15 protein-coding genes and 1 pseudogene are annotated in these 18,666 nt (G+C 56.7%); 12 read left to right on the plus strand and 4 right to left on the minus strand.

Annotation, left to right across the window (positions count from 1 at the left end; genetic code table 11):
* Positions 1-7: 7 nt before the first annotated feature.
* Both MUU46_RS01005 and ascF read right to left on the minus strand, forming a co-directional pair.
* Positions 8-1,426 (minus strand): 6-phospho-beta-glucosidase, encoded by a 1,419-nt coding sequence (locus MUU46_RS01005; RefSeq protein WP_258964519.1) that lies wholly within the window; start codon positions 1,424-1,426, stop codon positions 8-10.
* A 3-nt stretch (positions 1,427-1,429) separates the two neighbouring features.
* Positions 1,430-2,899 carry a PTS cellobiose/arbutin/salicin transporter subunit IIBC gene (gene ascF / locus MUU46_RS01010; RefSeq protein ID WP_159758185.1) on the minus strand — a complete coding sequence of 490 codons (1,470 nt, stop codon included), beginning with the start codon at positions 2,897-2,899 and terminating at the stop codon, positions 1,430-1,432.
* A 199-nt stretch (positions 2,900-3,098) separates the two neighbouring features.
* Between ascF and MUU46_RS01015 the strand changes: the two genes are divergently transcribed.
* The 4 genes from MUU46_RS01015 to MUU46_RS01030 all read left to right on the plus strand — a co-directional run bounded on the left by MUU46_RS01015 (position 3,099) and on the right by MUU46_RS01030 (position 8,016).
* Positions 3,099-4,112, plus strand: coding sequence for a LacI family DNA-binding transcriptional regulator (locus MUU46_RS01015; protein ID WP_159758183.1), 1,014 nt, complete (start codon positions 3,099-3,101; stop codon positions 4,110-4,112).
* Positions 4,113-4,245: 133 nt separating this feature from the next.
* Positions 4,246-4,773, plus strand: coding sequence for an electron transport protein HydN (gene hydN, locus MUU46_RS01020; RefSeq protein WP_258964520.1), 528 nt, complete (start codon positions 4,246-4,248; stop codon positions 4,771-4,773).
* A gap of 7 nt (positions 4,774-4,780) precedes the next feature.
* Positions 4,781-7,003, plus strand: coding sequence for a carbamoyltransferase HypF (gene hypF, locus MUU46_RS01025; RefSeq protein ID WP_258964543.1), 2,223 nt, complete (start codon positions 4,781-4,783; stop codon positions 7,001-7,003).
* Positions 7,003-8,016, plus strand: coding sequence for a HoxN/HupN/NixA family nickel/cobalt transporter (locus tag MUU46_RS01030; RefSeq protein ID WP_159758611.1), 1,014 nt, complete (start codon positions 7,003-7,005; stop codon positions 8,014-8,016). The genes hypF and MUU46_RS01030 overlap by 1 nt, the downstream gene beginning before the upstream one ends.
* A 41-nt stretch (positions 8,017-8,057) precedes the next feature.
* Here MUU46_RS01030 and norW read toward each other — a convergent pair whose 3' ends face one another.
* Both norW and norV read right to left on the minus strand, forming a co-directional pair.
* The gene (gene norW, locus MUU46_RS01035) at positions 8,058-9,191 is read right to left on the minus strand and encodes an NADH:flavorubredoxin reductase NorW (RefSeq protein WP_258964521.1); all 1,134 of its coding nucleotides are present in this window, start codon (positions 9,189-9,191) and stop codon (positions 8,058-8,060) included.
* Positions 9,188-10,627 carry an anaerobic nitric oxide reductase flavorubredoxin gene (gene norV / locus MUU46_RS01040; RefSeq protein ID WP_159758177.1) on the minus strand — a complete coding sequence of 480 codons (1,440 nt, stop codon included), beginning with the start codon at positions 10,625-10,627 and terminating at the stop codon, positions 9,188-9,190. The genes norW and norV overlap by 4 nt, the downstream gene beginning before the upstream one ends.
* Before the next feature lie 182 nt (positions 10,628-10,809).
* Between norV and norR the strand changes: the two genes are divergently transcribed.
* The 8 genes and pseudogenes from norR to recX all read left to right on the plus strand — a co-directional run bounded on the left by norR (position 10,810) and on the right by recX (position 18,583).
* The gene (gene norR, locus MUU46_RS01045; protein WP_258964522.1) at positions 10,810-12,330 is read left to right on the plus strand and encodes a nitric oxide reductase transcriptional regulator NorR; all 1,521 of its coding nucleotides are present in this window, start codon (positions 10,810-10,812) and stop codon (positions 12,328-12,330) included.
* A 95-nt stretch (positions 12,331-12,425) separates the two neighbouring features.
* On the plus strand, positions 12,426-13,505 hold the full coding sequence (mltB, locus tag MUU46_RS01050) for a lytic murein transglycosylase B (RefSeq protein WP_159758173.1): 1,080 nt from the start codon (positions 12,426-12,428) through the stop codon (positions 13,503-13,505).
* 234 nt (positions 13,506-13,739) lie between these two features.
* On the plus strand, positions 13,740-14,417 hold the full coding sequence (locus MUU46_RS01055; RefSeq protein WP_374684978.1) for a metal ABC transporter ATP-binding protein: 678 nt from the start codon (positions 13,740-13,742) through the stop codon (positions 14,415-14,417).
* Positions 14,414-15,268 (plus strand): annotated as a pseudogene (locus tag MUU46_RS01060) (metal ABC transporter permease); the annotation flags it as partial. The gene MUU46_RS01055 and the pseudogene MUU46_RS01060, both read left to right, overlap by 4 nt.
* Positions 15,269-15,287: 19 nt before the next feature.
* Complete coding sequence (locus tag MUU46_RS01065) at positions 15,288-16,166, plus strand: metal ABC transporter substrate-binding protein (RefSeq protein ID WP_258964544.1); 879 nt, start codon at positions 15,288-15,290, stop codon at positions 16,164-16,166.
* Between the two features lie 137 nt (positions 16,167-16,303).
* Positions 16,304-16,801, plus strand: a complete 498-nt coding sequence (gene pncC, locus MUU46_RS01070) for a nicotinamide-nucleotide amidase (RefSeq protein WP_258964545.1) — start codon at positions 16,304-16,306, stop codon at positions 16,799-16,801.
* 73 nt (positions 16,802-16,874) lie between these two features.
* Positions 16,875-17,933, plus strand: a complete 1,059-nt coding sequence (gene recA, locus MUU46_RS01075) for a recombinase RecA (RefSeq protein ID WP_159758167.1) — start codon at positions 16,875-16,877, stop codon at positions 17,931-17,933.
* A 149-nt stretch (positions 17,934-18,082) separates the two neighbouring features.
* On the plus strand, positions 18,083-18,583 hold the full coding sequence (recX, locus tag MUU46_RS01080; RefSeq protein ID WP_159775739.1) for a recombination regulator RecX: 501 nt from the start codon (positions 18,083-18,085) through the stop codon (positions 18,581-18,583).
* Positions 18,584-18,666: the final 83 nt, after the last annotated feature.

An 18,666-nucleotide genomic window follows, 5' to 3' on the forward strand; every position in this document is an offset into this window, starting at 1 on the left:
CACTGTTTTAGGCTAAATCTTCGCCGTTACTCGCGATCACTTTCTTATACCACCAGAACGATTTCTTGCGCGAACGCGCCAGCGTGCCGTTCCCGGCGTCGTCACGGTCGACATATACGAAGCCGTAGCGCTTGCTCATCTCACCAGTCGAGGCTGCCACCAGATCGATGCAGCCCCAGGTGGTGTAACCCATCACCGGAATACCGTCATTGATGGCATCGTCCATTGCCTGGATATGCTCGCGTAAATAGCCGATGCGATAGTCATCGTTGATCTCGCCGTTGGGTTCCACCACGTCTTTCGCGCCAAGCCCGTTCTCCACGAGGAACAGGGGTTTCTGATAGCGGTCATACATCATGTTCATGGTGATGCGCAGGCCCAGCGGGTCGATACCCCAGCCCCATTCACTGGCCTTGATATGCGGGTTTTTCAGCGATTTGACGATGTTGGCCGCATTGGTGTTATTGCTGTTCATATCCGCAGAGGCACAGCGTGACGCGTAATAGCTGAACGACACAAAATCGACGGTGTTCTTCAGAATTTCATCATCGCCCGACGCTTTCTCGATAGTTACACCTTTTTCGCGGAACACGCGGGCAGAGTAGGCCGGATAGGCGCCACGGGCCTGCACGTCGATAAAGAACAGGTTTTCGCGGTCCTTTTCCAGCGCCATCCACACGTCTTCCGGCTTGCAGGAGTACGGATAGAAATTACCGCCCGCCAGCATACAACCGACCTGGTTTTGCGGGTTCACCTCATGGGCGATTTTCGTTGCCAGTGCGCTGGCGATTAACTCGTGGTGCGCGGCCTGATATTTCACCTGCTCCTGGTTCTCACCTTCTTCAAACACCAGCCCGGCCCCGGAGTATGGGCTGTGTAGCATGATGTTGATTTCATTGAAGGTCAGCCAGTATTTTACCTGGCCGTCGAAGGCTTCAAAGCAGGTGCGGGCGTAGCGAGTGAAAAATTCCACCATTTTACGGTTACGCCACGAGCCGTACTCCTTCACCAGGTGCATCGGCACGTCGAAATGGCATAGGGTGACCAGCGGCTCAATGTTGTATTTTTTGCACTCGGCGAACAGGTCGCGGTAGAACGCGATGCCCTCTTCGTTTGGCGTTAATTCGTCGCCGTTCGGGTACAGGCGTGCCCAGGCAATCGAGGTGCGAAACACCGTGAAGCCCATCTCTGCCATCAGCGCGATGTCTTCTTTATAGCGATGATAAAAATCGATCGCCTGGTGGCTCGGATAGTATTCGTCCTCGCGCAAGGTAAAGCGCTTGTCGAGCCCCAGTTTGACCGGCATACGGCTGGCGCCGTGCGGGATAGTATCGACGGTGGTCAGGCCTTTGCCGCCTTCCAGATACGCGCCTTCAGACTGGTTAGCGGCCAGAGCGCCGCCCCATAAAAATCCTTTCGGAAACATGCGTTACCTCGCTTGTAAGGGTTGAACGGTTGCGGTGATGCCTTGCGCTTTGCGCGCCTGTTCGGCACCGTCCACAGCAGGGATTTCTTCCACCGGAATATCTTCAAAGCCCAGCAGCAGTGTCAGCACGAAGGAGAGCACGACTGCCAGCGCCATCACGCCAAACACCCAGACGATGGTCATCGGGTTGGCGGGGTCAAAGAACTGTACGCTGGTAAACAGTCCTGGAGCGGCCATCGAATGACTCGCCAGGCCCGCGATACCCGCAATGGCACCGCAGATGAAACCACTTATCAGGCTTGCAATCAGTGGACGTTTCAGGCGAATCGCCACACCGTATAGCGCCGGTTCTGAAATGCCCGCCAGAATCGCGGAGGCTGCTGCGGCCAGCGCTGTCTGGCGCAGTTCCGGGTTTTTGGTTTTCCATGCCACCGCCAACGATGAGCCGCCGAGTGACAGATTGGCGCCAATCTCAGACGGCATGACCATCGCTTCTTTACCGGTGGTGGCAATGGTCTGAATGATGGTAGGGGTGAACACGCGGTGCATCCCGGTCATCACCAGCAGCGGCCACAGCGCGCCCATAATCGCCACTGACAGCCAGCCAAGATAGCCGTGAACGGTATACACCACTGCGGAAATGCCGCTGCCGATCCAGATGCCAATCGGACCAATCAACAGGATAGCCAGCGGAGCGGCAATCAGCACAATCAGCATTGGCTTGAGGAAGTTTTTTGTGACCGCAGGCGTGATTTTGTCGACCCAGCCCTCGATATAGGACAGGCACCAGGTCATCACCAGCGCCGGAATCACCGTGTAGGTGTATTTCACCGCCGTCACCGGAATGAATGCGAACTCAACGTGTTCGCCCTGGGCGGCTTTCGCCATCAGCTCAATAAAGCTCGGGTGAACCAGTACGCCAGCAATGGCTATCGCCAGCGACATGTTTGTTTTGAACTTCACTGCGGCAGAAGCGGCGACCATCAGCGGCAGGAAGAAGAACGCGCCATCGCCAATCACTGTCAAAATAGTCAGCGTCGGCGCGCCTTTGGTCAGCACGCCGGACATCTCCAGCACCATCGCCAGCAGTTTCACCATTGAGCCGCCGATGATCGCCGGGATCAGCGGCGACATGGTGCCGATCAGCGCATCCAGAATACCCGCTCCGATACGGCGTAAGGTCAGCTTCTGCGGCCCCTGTTCCACGGCAGATTGCAGGTTACCCGGCAGCAGATTCATCACTTCTTTGTAGGCCTGAGAAACGGTGTTGCCGATGATCACCTGGCACTGATTATCGCTGCGCACCACGCCCAGCACGCCATTGAGTGCTTTCAGTGTGGCGGCGTCGGCAAGCGTCGGATCGTTGAGCACAAAGCGCAGACGGGTCATGCAGTGGGTCGCGGCGGTGATGTTGTTAGCGCCGCCCAGTGCGGCCACCACATCGTGGGCCAGCGCGGCATAATTTTTCGGCATCGGGTCAATCCATCTTATTGTGATTAAAATTTGTGTAGGAAACCGGTTCCACAAAATCATGAAGAGATCGGATTGTTGAAACAATACTGAGTGGCGATCTATTTCGTTTTCGTGAAATTGATCACTTCAAATCGCCATTGCTGAAAATCGTCTTAGGCTGAAGTACACTGCCAGCACTTTTTTCAGACGGATGAGCAACATGGCAACGATGCTGGAAGTGGCGAAGCGCGCTGGCGTGTCGAAAGCCACCGTATCCCGCGTGCTGTCGGGAAATGGCTACGTCAGCCAGGAAACCAAAGACCGCGTGTATCAGGCGATCGGCGAAAGCGGGTATCGCCCGAATTTGCTGGCGCGCAATCTGGCGACCAAAAAAAGTCAGACACTGGGCCTGGTGGTGACTAACACCCTGTATCACGGCGTCTACTTCAGTGAGCTGTTGTTTCACGCCGCGCGTCTGACCGAAGATCAGGGCCGACAGCTGATCCTGGCAGATGGCAAACACAGCGCAGAAGAGGAGCGGGCGGCGATCCAGTATCTGCTCGATCTGCGCTGCGACGCGATCATCATCTACCCGCGTTTTCTGACGCCGGATGAGATGGATGCGATCATCCACGATCACGATCGGCCGATTATGGTGCTGAATCGCCGACTGCGCGGCAACGCCAGCCACTGCGTATGGTCGGATCAAAAAGCCTCCAGCCAGGCGGCGGTTGAGCGGCTGATTGCGATGGGCCATCGCGATATCGCGTTCATTACCGGCTCACTCGATTCGCCGACCGGGATTGAACGCCTTGCAGGCTACAAAGCGGCCCTGGAGCACAACGACATTCCAGTGCGAGACGCGTGGATTGCAGAAGGTAAATGGACGCCTGCCACCGGTGCGACAGGCATCGAAACGCTGTTGGCTCGCGGGATTACGTTCAGTGCACTGGTAGCGAGCAACGACGATATGGCCATCGGGGCCATCAAGCAGCTCAATACTGCGGGTTTGCGCGTGCCAGAGCAGGTATCGGTGATTGGCTTTGACGATATTGCCCTCGCGCCTTACATCGTTCCGGCCCTGTCCAGTGTCAAAATCCCGGTGACCGAGATGATCGAAGAGACCATCAACCGCTTGATTTGTATGCTCGACGGCGGTGAGTTTCATCTACAACAATCCTTCCCCGGCGAACTGATGCTGCGTGATTCCGTTATTCCTGGTCCTCACGCCTGATGCCTGTCATCTGTCGTCGTCATTAATGTCGATGACAGATGTCTTAAGCTTTAATTCATTGATAAATAGTCATTTTAATAATGGCGCGGAAAATGCATATCCCCCGGCTTAACGTCTAAGGCTGGAGAAGTGGATGAACCGTTTCATCATCGCGGAAGCGAGCAAATGTATTGGCTGCCGTACGTGCGAAGTGGCCTGCGCCGTCGCCCATCAGCAAGATCAGGACTGCGCGGCGCTGACGCCACAAACGTTCCTGCCCCGTATTCACGTTGTCAAAGGGGTGAACCTTTCTACGGCAACCGCCTGTCGCCAGTGCGAGGACGCGCCGTGCGCCAATGTCTGCCCTAACGGGGCCATCGCCCGTGAAAACGGCTTCGTGCATGTGATGCAGGAACGCTGTATCGGCTGTAAAACCTGCGTCGTGGCCTGTCCTTACGGGGCGATGGACGTCGTCGTTCGTCCGGTGGTGCGCACCAGCGGATTCGGCATGAGGGTTAAAGTGGAAAAAGCCGAAGCCAACAAATGTGACCTCTGCCATACCCGCGTTGACGGCCCGGCTTGCGTGGCGGTGTGTCCGACGTTTGCATTGACCTGCATCGACCGTACGGCGCTGGACAAGCTCAATGCGGAGAAACGTCGCCGAACGGCTCTGGCGTACTGAGATGGCAATGAACGGCGTCGTCATTCGCCTGCGCGGTAAGGTTCAGGGCGTAGGGTTTCGGCCGTTTGTCTGGCAAATGGCGCAGCGGCTAAGCCGGCAGGGAAACGTCAGCAATGACGCGGAAGGCGTGCTGGTGCACCTCGTTGGTGCAGAAAACGGCTTTGCTGCGCAGCTTAAGGTGCATTGCCCCATTTTGGCGCGCATTGACGCCACTGAAATCACGCCGTATCACTGGCCTGATTTACCACAGGATTTTACCATCCAGCAAAGCGGCATCGGGCGCATGAGCACGCAGATTGCACCCGATGCCGCCTCCTGTCCGACCTGCCTTGCGGAGCTCAATGACCCGCAGAACCGGCGCTACCGCTACCCGTTTATCAACTGCACCCACTGCGGCCCGCGCTTTACCATTATTCAGGCAATGCCATATGACCGCCCCTTCACGGTGATGGCGGCTTTTCCGCTTTGTCTGGCCTGCGAAAAAGAGTATCGCGCCCCGTCAGATCGCCGTTTCCACGCCCAGCCGGTGGCCTGCGCAGAATGCGGTCCACAGCTGAGTTGGCACGCATCCTCTGAACAATCCTCGGGCGAAAACGCGCTGGCGGCGGCGGTCGAGATGCTGGCCACGGGCGGCATTGTGGCTGTCAAAGGGCTTGGCGGTTTTCATCTGGTGTGTGATGCCGGAAACGCTGAAGCCGTGGCGCTGCTGCGCAAACGCAAACGACGCCCGACGAAACCGTTGGCGGTGATGCTGACGCAGGCGAGTTTCCTGCCGGAACAGGCACAGAAATTGCTTAACACTCCGGCGTCGCCAATTGTGCTGGTGGTGAAAAGCGTGGTCGACGGCATAGGCGATGACATTGCTCCCGGGCTGGATGAAATCGGTGTAATGCTGGCATCGAACCCCATTCAGCATTTGTTGATGCAGTCGCTGAAACGCCCGCTGGTAATGACCTCGGGGAATCTCAATGGCAAACCGCCCGCGATTTCGAATCAGGATGCCCTGGCCGACTTGGCGGAGGTAGCCGACGGGTTTCTGCTGCACAACCGCGATATCGTCCAGCGTATGGATGATTCCGTGGTCCGACAAAGTGGCGAAATGCTGCGTAGGGCGCGTGGTTACGTGCCGGATGCGCTGCCGTTGCCGCCGGGTTTTGCGGATGTTCCGCCGCTCTTGTGCTGCGGGGCGGATTTGAAAAACACATTTTGTCTGGTGCGTGGACAAGAAGCAGTGCTGAGCCAGCATCTGGGCGACGTTTGCGAAGAAGGCGTAGAGGCGCAGTGGCGCAGTGCGCTGGCATTAATACAGTCGATATATGCGTTTACCCCGAAACGGGTGGTGGTGGATGCGCACGACGGTTATCGCTCGGTGCAGTGGGGCGAGGCGCTGAATATTCCTTGCGACAGGGTGCTACATCACCATGCTCACGCTGCGGCCTGCATGGCAGAACAGGGCTGGCCGCTGGGCGGTGGCGATGTTATCGCGCTGACCCTCGACGGCATCGGGCAGGGGGAAAACGGGGCGCTCTGGGGCGGCGAATGCCTGCGGGTGAACTATCGGGAATGTGAACATCTTGGCGGTCTGCCTGCGGTAGCGCTGCCCGGCGGAGATCTGGCGGCTCGACAGCCGTGGCGAAACTTACTTGCACAGTGCGTGGCGTTTGTACCTGACTGGCAATCGCTCGCGCCGTTGCAGTCACACCCCGTCGCCGCGCTGGCTCGCGCCATTGGACGTGGGATAAATGCGCCGATGGCGTCTTCCTGCGGGCGTTTATTTGATGCGGTCGCGAGTACGCTGAGCTGCGCGCCGGATGAGCAGAGTTATGAAGGTGAAGCGGCCTGCCGACTGGAAGCGCTGGCGCGAAAATGTGAGGGTCACGGCCATCCTTTGACGCTTTTATTTCAGGATAACACCCTGAATTTACGCATTTTCTGGCAGCAGTGGCTGCACTGGTCTGCGCCAGAAGCAGATAAAGCGTGGGCATTTCATGATGCGCTGGCCTGTGGGCTGGCGCAGATGATGCGCTATCACGCGGGCATTCGCGGTATCCGCACGCTGGTTTTCGGCGGCGGGGTGCTGCATAACCGACTGCTGCGCGAGCGGCTGGCGTTTTATCTGTCTGGTTTTACACTTTTATTTCCGCAGCGTTTGCCCGCGGGCGACGGCGGAATTTCATATGGGCAGGCGGTGATTGCCGCTGCCCGCCTCCAGGAGGAAGGGAACGGATGATGCTGATTAGGCTTTTACGTCAACAGCCACGCGCAGCGCTACTGGTTTTCGTGCTGATGATGGCCAATCTATTGGCGTGGTGCTGGGCGTGGCAGGTGTTTGGTGAGAGTGGGGCGCTGATGGCCGCCAGTCTGTTGGCCTGGGGCTACGGCCTGCGCCATGCGGTGGATGCCGATCATATCGCCGCGATTGATACCGTTACGCGCAAAATGATGCAGCAGGGCAAACGCCCCTTCGGTGTTGGCGCGTGGTTCTCGCTCGGTCATTCCTCCATTGTGGTGCTGGCTTCGGCGGCAATCGCCGCCACCGCAACAGCGTTCCAGCAGCACATGAGCTGGTTTCACGATACCGGCAGCCTGATTGGCACCGCGGTTTCGTCACTGTTCCTGCTGGCGATGGCCTTTATCAACTTGGTTATTCTGCGTGGCATCTGGCGCAGCTTCCGCGCCTTCAAACAAGGTAAGCCTTTCAACAGCGATCCGGTGGCGACGGGCGGGATGATGAGCTGGCTGTTCGGCAAGACGTTCCGCCTGATCGACAAAAGCTGGCACATGTATCTGGTCGGTTTTTTGTTTGGCCTCGGCTTTGATACCGCCACCGAAATTGGGGTGTTGGGGATCACGGCTGCCAGCGCATCCAGCGGAATGTCTATCTGGAGCATCATGATTTTCCCGGCGCTGTTTGCCAGCGGCATGGCGCTGGTGGATACGCTTGATAACGTGTTAATGGTCGGGGCATACGGTTGGGCCTTTAACAAACCTCAGCGCAAGCTGTATTACAACATGACCATAACCGGCACGTCGGTGGTGGTGGCGCTGTTTATCGGCGGCCTGGAAGCGCTGGGCCTGCTGATGGATAAATTTGGCTTTAGCGGTGGGCTGTGGAACTGGGTTGGCGCGCTGAATGATAATCTCGGCAATGCCGGATTCATCGTTATCGGGTTGTTTGTCGCCTGCTGGATAGTCTCTCTGGCGGTATATCGCTGGCGCGGATATGACGCACTGAGCGTGTAACGCAACCGGTGCCGGGCCAAATCAGGCCCGGCATTTTTTCTTCAGGCGTGGATCTGTTTCAGTAACGCGAACGCTTGCTTCATTTTTCCTTCGCTGACCACAAACGCCCTCAGCTTCTCCTCGCTATCAAACCCTTGCGCAATCATCCCGTCGGTAGTGGTGTCGAGCGTCCAGCGCAGATCCGGATCACGCGTATCCCCCGCTAAATGCAGCGGCAGGTCCGGTGTTTTTACTTTGACCAGCATCGGCGGCAGCGTCAGGTTTGCAGCCTGACCCAGCAGGATTTTTGCCAGGGTCAGCGCGCTCAGGAGCGTCGGCTGAAGGAACGGCAGCACTCGACCGTTGATTTCTGCGCAGTCGCCGAGGGCGTAAATCGCCGGATCGCTGGTTTGCAATGCGCTGTTGACCAGCACCCCACGATTGATATCCACGCCCGCGCGACGGGCCAGCGCTGTTTCCGATCGCAAACCGGCGACGGCAATCACCGCATCCACCTCAAGTACCCGATTGCGATCAAAGCAGGCGCGGATCCCGGAGTGGGTTTTCTCCAGCCCCTGAAGCTGGCTTTTCAGCAGTAGATGAACACCCATATCGGTCAGCTGATGTTGAAGACGACTGCTGACTTCCGGCGGCATCAGGGAGGCGAGGATGCTCGCGGAGCTGTCGACTACGCTGACGGCTTTTCCCGCCCGACAAAAATCCATCGCCAGTTCGCTGCCAATGAGCCCGGCCCCGACGAGCAGCACACGCTTTGCATCATGCAGAGCAGTTTGCGCCGCACCGTATTCCTGCTGGCTGTTGAGCGTGACCATCAGCTCGTGCCCGGGAACCGGTGGTACGATCGGCGTTGCGCCCGTCGCCAGTACCAGTTTGTCGTACGGCCAGCTCTGGTCAATGCTTTTCACTCGACGCGCTGTGGCGTCGATATCCGTTACCCACGTGTTCGGAAACAGATGCAGATTGTACTGCTCGGCGAACTCGCCCGCCGTCTGGATCGTCAGATCTGCGGCGAGCTGGTTCTGGCTGATGACGTGGCTGAGATCCGGCTTGTTATATTCATCCATGCTGTCGGCGGCAATCAGCGTCAGCGGTACCTGAGCGTCCTGTTTGCGGATGCTTTTTACCAACTGACGAGCCGCAAAGCCCGAACCGATAATGACGATACCGTGATTCATTTTGCCTCCGTCGCCAGCACCTCAAATACCTCTTTGCCGAGGGAACATTCCGGGCACAGGAAACTGTCCGGTACTTCGCTCCACGGCGTACCTGGGGTGACATCCTGATTCGGCTCCCCTTCTGCCGGGTCGTAAATCCACTGGCAAACACTGCACTGCATGGCAGGCCCGGCATCGACGGCGCAGTCGGCTGGCTGCGGCTCGCTCGGCACATTCACCGTAACGGGTGGTGAAAGTGGGGTGAGTGCCCATTGGCGGGCGATTTCGCGACCGTGCTCGCGGCAGATTTCCAGTGCGTCGAGATCCGGACGCCACTTGGCTTTCAGGCTCAGCGACATTTCAAAACCCGCGTCCTGCAAGCGGGTAGAAAGTCGGTCCACCGCGCCGCCGCTCCAGCCGTGGGAGCCAAAGGCGCTGGCGCGTTTGTTGCGAAAACGCAGCCCGGTCAGCTCTTCAACCAGCCCGGCAATTTTCGGCATCATCACGTTGTTCATGGTCGAAGTGCCCGCCAACACGCCTTTGGAGCGGAAGACGTTGGTCAGCACGTCATTTTTATCGCTGCGGGAGACGTTAAAAATCTTCACCGCCACGCGCGAGTCGACTTCGTTAATACCCTGAGCAATGGCGTCCGCCATCATGCGAGTGTTGTTGGACATGGTGTCGTAGAAAATCGTGATGCGATCTTCCTGATAATCCGCCGCCCATTTCAGATACAGCTCGACAATTTGCGTCGGATTATCGCGCCACACCACGCCGTGAGAGGTGGCAATCATGTCTACCGGCAGGTTGAAACCGAGGATCTCGGTGATTTTCGGCGTCACCAGGCGGCTGAACGGAGTCAGAATATTGGCGTAGTAGCGCTGGCACTGTTCGAAAAGTTCAGCCTGATCCACTTCGTCATTGAACAGGTGTTCGTCGCAATAGTGCTGACCAAAAGCGTCGTTGCTAAACAGCACTGCGTCGCCGGTCATGTAGGTCATCATGCTGTCGGGCCAGTGCAGCATCGGGGTTTCCACGAAAATCAGCTGCTTGCCGTTGCCAAGATCCAGCGAATCGCCCGTTTTAACGACGTTGAAATTCCACTCCGGGTGATGGTGATGGCCATTGATCGAGTCGATCGCGTTGGCGGTGCAATAAATCGGCGTGTCCGGAATGGATGCCATTAGCTCGGTTAGCGCACCGGCATGATCCTCTTCCGCGTGGTTGATGATGATGTAGTCGATATCGGCGAGATCGATCTCCGCCCGCAGGTTCTGCACGAACTCCCGGCTGAACTTATGATCGACGGTGTCGATCAGCACATTTTTATCTTCGCGGATCAGATAACTGTTGTAGCTGCTGCCGCGCAGAGTTTTGTATTCGGTGCCGTGAAAATCACGCACTTCCCAATCGCGCTGCCCAACCCAATGAATATTGTTTTTAACGTGAATAGCCATAACGTCCTCAATCACTCTTCTGGTTCAAATCGTTAATGGTCTATATCAAGTTGCGTGCCAGTTTTTATTTTATTGATAATTAACGATTTTTTAATTTAAGTGTTGTGGGCTTTTGTCATAATGACTATGCTTAAGGTAGTCAAAAAGACAATGATGACAGTCATAATGACAATGAGGCAGGCATGAGTTTTTCTACCGAAGCGCTGGCGAAAATAGCCATCGAATTGCAGAGCGACATCGGTCATCCGGACCGTTTTTCGAGGCTTATCATCACTCTGCGCGAGCTGTTGGGCTGTGATGCCTCAGCGTTGTTGCGCTACGAGGCACATCAGTTCATTCCGTTGGCAATTGACGGCCTGGCGAAAGACGTACTGGGCCGCCGGTTTGCGTTACAGGCCCATCCTCGGTTGGAGGCGATTGCCCGCGCTGGCGATATCGTGCGTTTTCCCGCAGACAGCACGCTGCCGGACCCTTACGACGGGCTGATTCCTGGGCAGGAAAGCCTGAAGGTTCACGCCTGTCTCGGCCTGCCGCTGTTCGCCGGGCAAAATCTGATTGGCGCGTTAACCCTCGACGGTATGGACGCCCATCAGTTTGACAGCCACAGCGACGAAGAGCTGCGTCTGATTGCCGCGCTGGTTTCCGGGGCGCTGAATAACGCGCTGCTGATTGCCCGGCTGGAAAGCCAGAATGTGTTGATGACCAACATCAATGGCGACGCCACGACAGGTGCGCAGGAGATGATTGGTCTCTCGGCGCCGGTGGTACAGCTGAAAAAAGAGATTGAGATTGTTGCGGCGTCCGATCTTAACGTGCTGATCGGCGGTGAAACCGGCACCGGCAAAGAGCTGGTGGCAAAGGCGATTCATCAGCAGTCATCGCGCGCGGCGAACCCGCTGGTGTATCTCAACTGTGCGGCGTTACCGGAAAGCGTGGCGGAAAGCGAGCTGTTCGGGCATGTGAAGGGCGCGTTTACCGGGGCTATCAGCCATCGCAGCGGAAAATTTGAAATCGCGGATAACGGCACGCTGTTCCTCGATGAAATCGGTGAGCTATCTTTGTCATTGCAGGCAAAGCTGCTGCGAGTTTTGCAGTATGGAGATATCCAGCGAGTCGGCGATGATCGCAGTCTACGGGTTAATGTGCGCGTGCTGGCGGCAACTAACCGCGATCTGCGCGAAGAGGTATTGGCCGGGCGTTTTCGCGCGGATCTGTTCCACCGTTTAAGCGTGTTCCCACTTTCCGTGCCGCCACTTCGCGAGCGCGATGAAGACGTCATTCTGCTGGCGGGCTATTTTTGCGAGCAGTGCCGGGCTCGAATGGGGCTGAGCAGCGTCATTCTTAATGCAGCAACCCGCACGCATTTAGCGTCGTATCGCTGGCCCGGTAATGTGCGTGAGCTGGAACATGCCATCGATCGGGCTGTGGTGTTGGCGCGCGCGGCCAGCGATGGCGCAGAGGTCACGCTGAAACCGCAACATTTTGCTATTCACAGCGAACCTGTTTCCGTTGCACAACCGCGTGAAATACAGACTGAAGCGGTGAATTTACGGGAGGCCACCGACGCGTTTCAACGCCAGGCGATTATGCAGGCGCTGGAAAGCCAGCAGAACAACTGGGCAGCGACAGCGCGGGCGCTGTCGCTGGACGTCGCCAACCTGCATCGGTTGGCAAAGCGTCTTGGGCTCAAAAAAGGGGTTTAAAAATATATTTTTAACCGACGCCGCCTTGCGCTTTCTTATCATGTGAGGGATGTTTACCATACTTGCTCTTGCCGAATTAGCTAAATGGATGTCACATGTTGAAGCGTCGTTACCTGACCTTACTCCCGCTCTGCGTGCTGGTTGCTGCCTGTAGCAGCAAACCGAAAACCGCTGAAGCGCCGACCACGGTGAATACCTCAGGCGGATTCCTGTTGGAGCCGCAGCATAATACGACCCTGATGGGCGGCGACTTCGCCAACAACGCGGCGGCGGATCAGTTTATTGATTCGATGGTCAGTAAGCATGGCTTTGACCGTCAACAGCTGCATGAAATTCTCTCTCAGGCCAAACGTCTGGATTACGTTCTGCGTCTGATGGACCGTCAGGCACCGACGGCGCAGGTTCCTACCGGACCAAACGGCGCCTGGCTGCGCTATCGCAAACAGTTTATTACCCCGGACAACGTACAAAATGGCGTCGCGTTCTGGAATGAACATCAGGATGCGCTGACCCGCGCCTGGCAGGTGTACGGCGTACCGCCGGAAATTATCATCGGCATTATCGGCGTTGAAACCCGCTGGGGCCGCGTGATGGGCAAAACCCGTATTCTGGATGCGCTGGCGACGCTATCATTCAACTATCCGCGTCGGGCGAAGTACTTCTCCGGTGAGCTGGAAACTTTCCTGTTAATGGCGCGTGACGAGCAGGACGACCCGCTGGATCTGAAAGGCTCGTTTGCCGGTGCAATGGGCTACGGTCAGTTTATGCCGTCGTCCTATAAGCAGTACGCCGTGGACTTCAATGGTGACGGCCACATCAACCTGTGGGATCCGGATGATGCGATCGGCAGCGTAGCCAACTACTTTAAACAGCATGGCTGGGTGAAGGGCGATCAGGTTGCTGTGCCAGCCGTGGGCCAGGCGCCAGGCCTGGATAACGGTTTCAAAACTAACTACAGTGTTTCACAGCTTTCAGCCGCAGGATTGTCGCCGACTCAGTCGCTGGGCGATCACCAGCAGGCGAGCCTGTTACGCCTCGACGTGGGCACCGGGTATGAGTACTGGTACGGCTTGCCGAACTTCTACACCATCACCCGCTACAACCACAGTACGCACTACGCGATGGCAGTCTGGCAGCTTGGCCAGGCAGTGGCGGCGGCGCGCGCTCAGCAGTAATCCTGCCGATATCCCCTCCTGCGGGAGGGGGGTCTGAAACATTTCGATACAGGCCCAACGTCAGACGCAGATTTACAACTTTCGTTAATCTTATTATTGTTATGTTATAACGTAATTGAGGTTGGCGATGATTCCCTTTTCCCTTTTTAACGCCTCCGGCCTGCTGCGGCTGGCTTTGGCTCTGTTTGTCCTGGCCTTTCTGTGGCTGGCGACTTGCTGGGCGGTGGCGCTCCCATGATTGAACTCGACCATCTGGTGGCGGGTTACGATCGCCTGGCCATTACTCCCACGCTCTGCGGCACGATTGAGACCGGTTCGCTGACGGCGATCGTCGGCGTTAACGGCTGCGGTAAATCCACATTATTGAAAACGCTGGCGGGATTTATTCCTCCGGTCAGCGGCCAGCTGCGCTGGCACGGACCGCGCCCGATGATTGGCTGGCTGGCACAGCGTCACGCGCTGGAGTCGCAATTTCCGTTAAGCGTCTATGACGTGGTGAGCCAGGGCGTATGGCCGCGTGTTTCGCTGTTTCGCGGTTTCAATGCTGAAATGCGCCGCAGAATTGCTTCGGCGCTGGAAAGAGTAGGGCTGTCGTCGCTTGGTACGCTGCCCATTGAAGTGCTTTCCGGCGGTCAGTTTCAGCGAATGCTGTTCGCCAGGGTGCTGGTTCAGCAGGCGCCGCTGGTGATGCTGGATGAACCGTTCACCGGAATCGATGAAGCAACCCGCCAGGTGCTCATGGATCTGATCCTGGAAATGCATCGCGAAGGGCAAACCGTTCTCGCCGTGCTGCACGACAATATTCGCGTGGCCCGCCACTTTCCAGAAACACTTTTGCTGGAATCACAGCACGCCCGCTGGGGCGACACGCCCACCATTCTGGCGGCCTTCGACCACGTGAGGCGCGCATGATCTGGCACACCTTCTTTCAGCCTTTTATCGAATTTGGCTTCATGCGTCGCGCGCTGGTGGTGTGCCTAGCGCTGTCAGTCAGCACCACGATGCTCGGCGTTTTCCTCTTGCTGCGCCGGATGAGCCTGATGGGTGATGCGCTGTCTCACGCGATTTTACCTGGCGTCGCCGTGGGGTACCTGCTGAGCGGAATGTCGCTGCTGGCGATGACTATCGGTGGGTTTATTGCGGGGATAACCGTCGCGCTGGTCGCCGGTTGGGTCAGTCGCCGCACGCCGCTAAAGGAGGATGCCAGCTTTGCCGGATTCTACCTCGGCTCGCTGGCGCTGGGCGTCACCCTCGTGTCCTTGCGGGGCTCTAGCGTAGATCTACTGCATCTACTGTTTGGTTCGATTCTGGCGGTCGACAACGATGCGGCGCTGTTCGTCTCCGGCGTGGCCAGCCTGACGCTGGTGGTCATGGCGCTGTGTTATCGCGGGCTGGTCAGCGAAGCTTTTGACAGCGCGTGGCTGGAAGTCAATGCCCGCCGCTTGCCGTCGCTGTTACACGGGCTGTTTCTGGCGCTGCTGGTTATCAACCTGGTGGCGGGTTTTCAGGTGCTCGGCACGCTGATGGCGGTGGGCGTCATGATGCTACCCGCCATCGCCGCGCGCTGCTGGGCGCAAACCCTGCCCGGTATTTTACTGTTCGCGGCGGTCAGCGGCGCGTTCTGCGCCTGGTTCGGCTTAAGCCTGTCCTGGTCGGCCAATTTACCTGCAGGGCCATCAATCGTCCTTACCGCCAGCGGATTGTTTTTCATTTCGATATTTTTTGGCACGCGCAGCCGGCTGGCTTTCAGCCTGCGAGCGCTTTTTAACGCAAGGGGAAATGATGAAAAGAACGGGATTGATTCTGGCGCTTGCGCTGGGGGCGCTTTCGCAGGGCGCGATGGCGAAAACGCTGAACGTGGTGACGAGCTTTTCAGTGCTCGGCGACATGGTTCAGCAGGTCGGGGGTGAGCATGTCCACGTCGATACGCTGGTCGGGCCGGATGGCGATCCGCACACCTTCGAGCCTTCGCCCAAAGACAGTGTGCTGTTGAGCAAGGCCGACATAGTGGTGGTCAACGGTCTTGGGCTTGAAGGCTGGATGGACAGGCTGGTGAAGGCATCAGGGTTTAAAGGCAAGCTGGTCGTGGCGTCGGAAGGGGTGAAAACGCATACGCTGGATGAAGACGGTAAAATCGTGACTGACCCACATGCGTGGAACAGCGCGGCCAACGGGGCGCTGTATGCCCAAAATATTCTGGCGGGGCTGGTGAAAGTGGACCCGCAGGACGAAGCCGCCCTCAATGCCAGCGGGAAGAAATACATCGCTCAGTTGCAGGAAATTGACGGTTGGGCGAAGGCGCGCTTCAACGCTATTCCACTGGCAAAGCGTAAAGTGCTGACCAGTCATGATGCGTTTGGTTATTTTGGTCGGGCTTACGGCGTGACGTTCATGGCGCCTCAGGGGCTGTCTTCAGAAAGTGAAGCCAGCGCGACGCAGGTTGGTGCGCTCATCAATCAGATTAAAGCCGATGGCGTGCATACCTGGTTTATGGAGAACCAGCTCGATCCTCGTCTGGTAAAACAAATTGCGACGGCAACCGGTGCACAGCCTGGCGGCGAACTCTATCCTGAGGCACTGTCGAAACCTGGCGGTGTCGCTGACAGCTACGTCAAAATGCTGCGTCACAACGTGGAATCTCTCGCCAATAGTATGAAGTAATTCTGATAAGCGCTCCGCTGGCCCGGGGCGCTGCACGATTTTTCTGAAGCGTCCTCGTAAAATTGTCACCTCATCTCCCTCCTGCGAAAGAAAATGGTATCTTGTTGGACATCTTTTTCAGGCGGCGAGAGATGACGATGACCGACAGTGAATTGATGGCGTTCAGCGAAGACGTTGGACTGGCGCTGAAGGCGCAGGGTGCGACCGTCACCACGGCGGAATCCTGCACCGGGGGCTGGATAGCCAAAGTTCTGACCGATATATCGGGCAGTTCAGCCTGGTTTGAACGGGGGTTTGTCACCTACAGCAACGAAGCGAAATCCCAGATGATTGGCGTGCGCGAGGAGACGTTATTGAACCATGGCGCGGTCAGTGAACCGGTCGTGGTTGAAATGGCGATTGGTGCATTGCGCGCGGCACGCGCCACCTATGCGCTCTCCGTGAGTGGTATCGCCGGGCCCGATGGCGGCAGTAAAGAAAAGCCTGTTGGTACGGTATGGTTTGGCCTGGCCTGTGCGAATGGGCAAGGCTTTACTTACCAGGAATGCTTCCCAGGAGACCGCGAAGCCGTGCGGCGTCAGGCTACGGCTTATGCCTTGCAACTGCTGTGGCAACAATTTCTACAAAACACTTGATACTGTATGACCATACAGTATAATTGCCTCAACGAAACAGAATTTACGCGGTAACACCCGGACAGGAGCAATAATGGCTATCGACGAAAACAAACAGAAAGCGTTGGCGGCAGCACTCGGCCAGATCGAAAAACAATTCGGTAAAGGCTCTATCATGCGCCTGGGTGAAGACCGTTCCATGGACGTGGAAACCATCTCCACCGGCTCGCTTTCTCTGGATATCGCTCTGGGGGCTGGCGGCCTGCCGATGGGTCGTATTGTTGAAATTTACGGACCAGAATCTTCCGGTAAAACCACGCTGACCCTGCAGGTTGTTGCTGCGGCACAACGTGAAGGCAAAACCTGTGCGTTTATCGATGCAGAGCACGCGCTGGACCCGGTCTATGCACGCAAACTGGGTGTCGATATCGACAACCTGCTGTGTTCTCAGCCGGACACCGGTGAGCAGGCGCTGGAAATCTGTGACGCGCTGGCCCGTTCTGGTGCGGTTGACGTCATCATCGTTGACTCCGTTGCGGCGCTGACGCCGAAAGCGGAAATCGAAGGTGAAATCGGTGACTCTCACATGGGTCTCGCGGCACGTATGATGAGCCAGGCGATGCGTAAGCTGGCCGGTAACCTGAAGCAGTCCAATACGCTGCTTATCTTCATCAACCAGATCCGTATGAAAATCGGTGTGATGTTCGGTAATCCGGAAACCACCACTGGCGGTAATGCGCTGAAATTCTACGCCTCTGTACGTCTTGATATCCGTCGCATCGGCGCAGTGAAAGATGGCGATAACGTAATCGGCAGCGAAACCCGCGTGAAAGTCGTGAAAAACAAAATCGCGGCACCGTTCAAACAGGCTGAATTCCAGATCCTCTACGGTGAAGGCATTAACTTCTTTGGCGAGATCGTTGACCTCGGCGTTAAAGAGAAGCTGATCGAGAAAGCGGGCGCATGGTACAGCTACAACGGCGACAAAATTGGTCAGGGTAAAGCGAACGCTATTTCCTGGCTGAAAGAGAACCCGGGCGCGGCGAAAGAAATCGAGAAGAAAGTACGCGAGTTACTGCTGAGCAATCAGGATGACAAGCCGGCTATCACCGTTGATGACAACAGCGTTGAAGAAACCAAAGAAGATTTCTGATTTATCCTAAATAATGCAAGTTGCAGGCACGCCACGGCAGCCATAACTTGAAGTATGACGGGTATCACTGTTGAAATGATAAAGGGCTGCTGATGCGGCCCTTTTGCTTTTTCATCCCGCTCAAATTTTGCATTTATCAAGGGCCAGATATGACTGAAAGCTCACCGCGTCGTTCCGCTTATGCGCGTCTGCTGGACAGGGCGATTCGCATCCTGGCGATGCGCGATCACAGCGAAAAAGAGTTGCGGCGAAAGCTGGTGGCGCCAGTGCTGACCAAAAAAGGGCCGGAACCCATCGACGCACCGCCGGAAGAGGTGGATAAGGTCGTTGCCTGGTGTATAGAAAGCAACTATCTGGACGATGCACGCTTCACACGCCAGTTCATCGCCAGCCGTGGGCGCAAGGGTTATGGTCCGGCACGCATTCGCCAAGAATTGAATCAAAAAGGCATTGGTCGAACGGATATCGATCAGGCCATGTATGAGTGTGAAATTGACTGGATGGAACTCGCCCGTGAGCAGGCGCAGCGGAAATACGGGGAACCGCTTCCCACTGTTTTTGCAGAAAAAGTGAAGGTACAGAGATTTCTCCTTAACCGGGGTTATCTAATGGAAGATATCCAGCAAATTTGGCGAAATTTTGCCGACTGAGTCACTCGGTATTTTACTTCCCTCCCAAGAAAACTTATCTTATTCCCACTTTTCCGCCAGGTCGCCTGACTGTGTAAAAACTG

This window comes from Scandinavium tedordense (genome assembly GCF_024764965.1).
GTDB lineage: Bacteria > Pseudomonadota > Gammaproteobacteria > Enterobacterales > Enterobacteriaceae > Scandinavium > Scandinavium tedordense.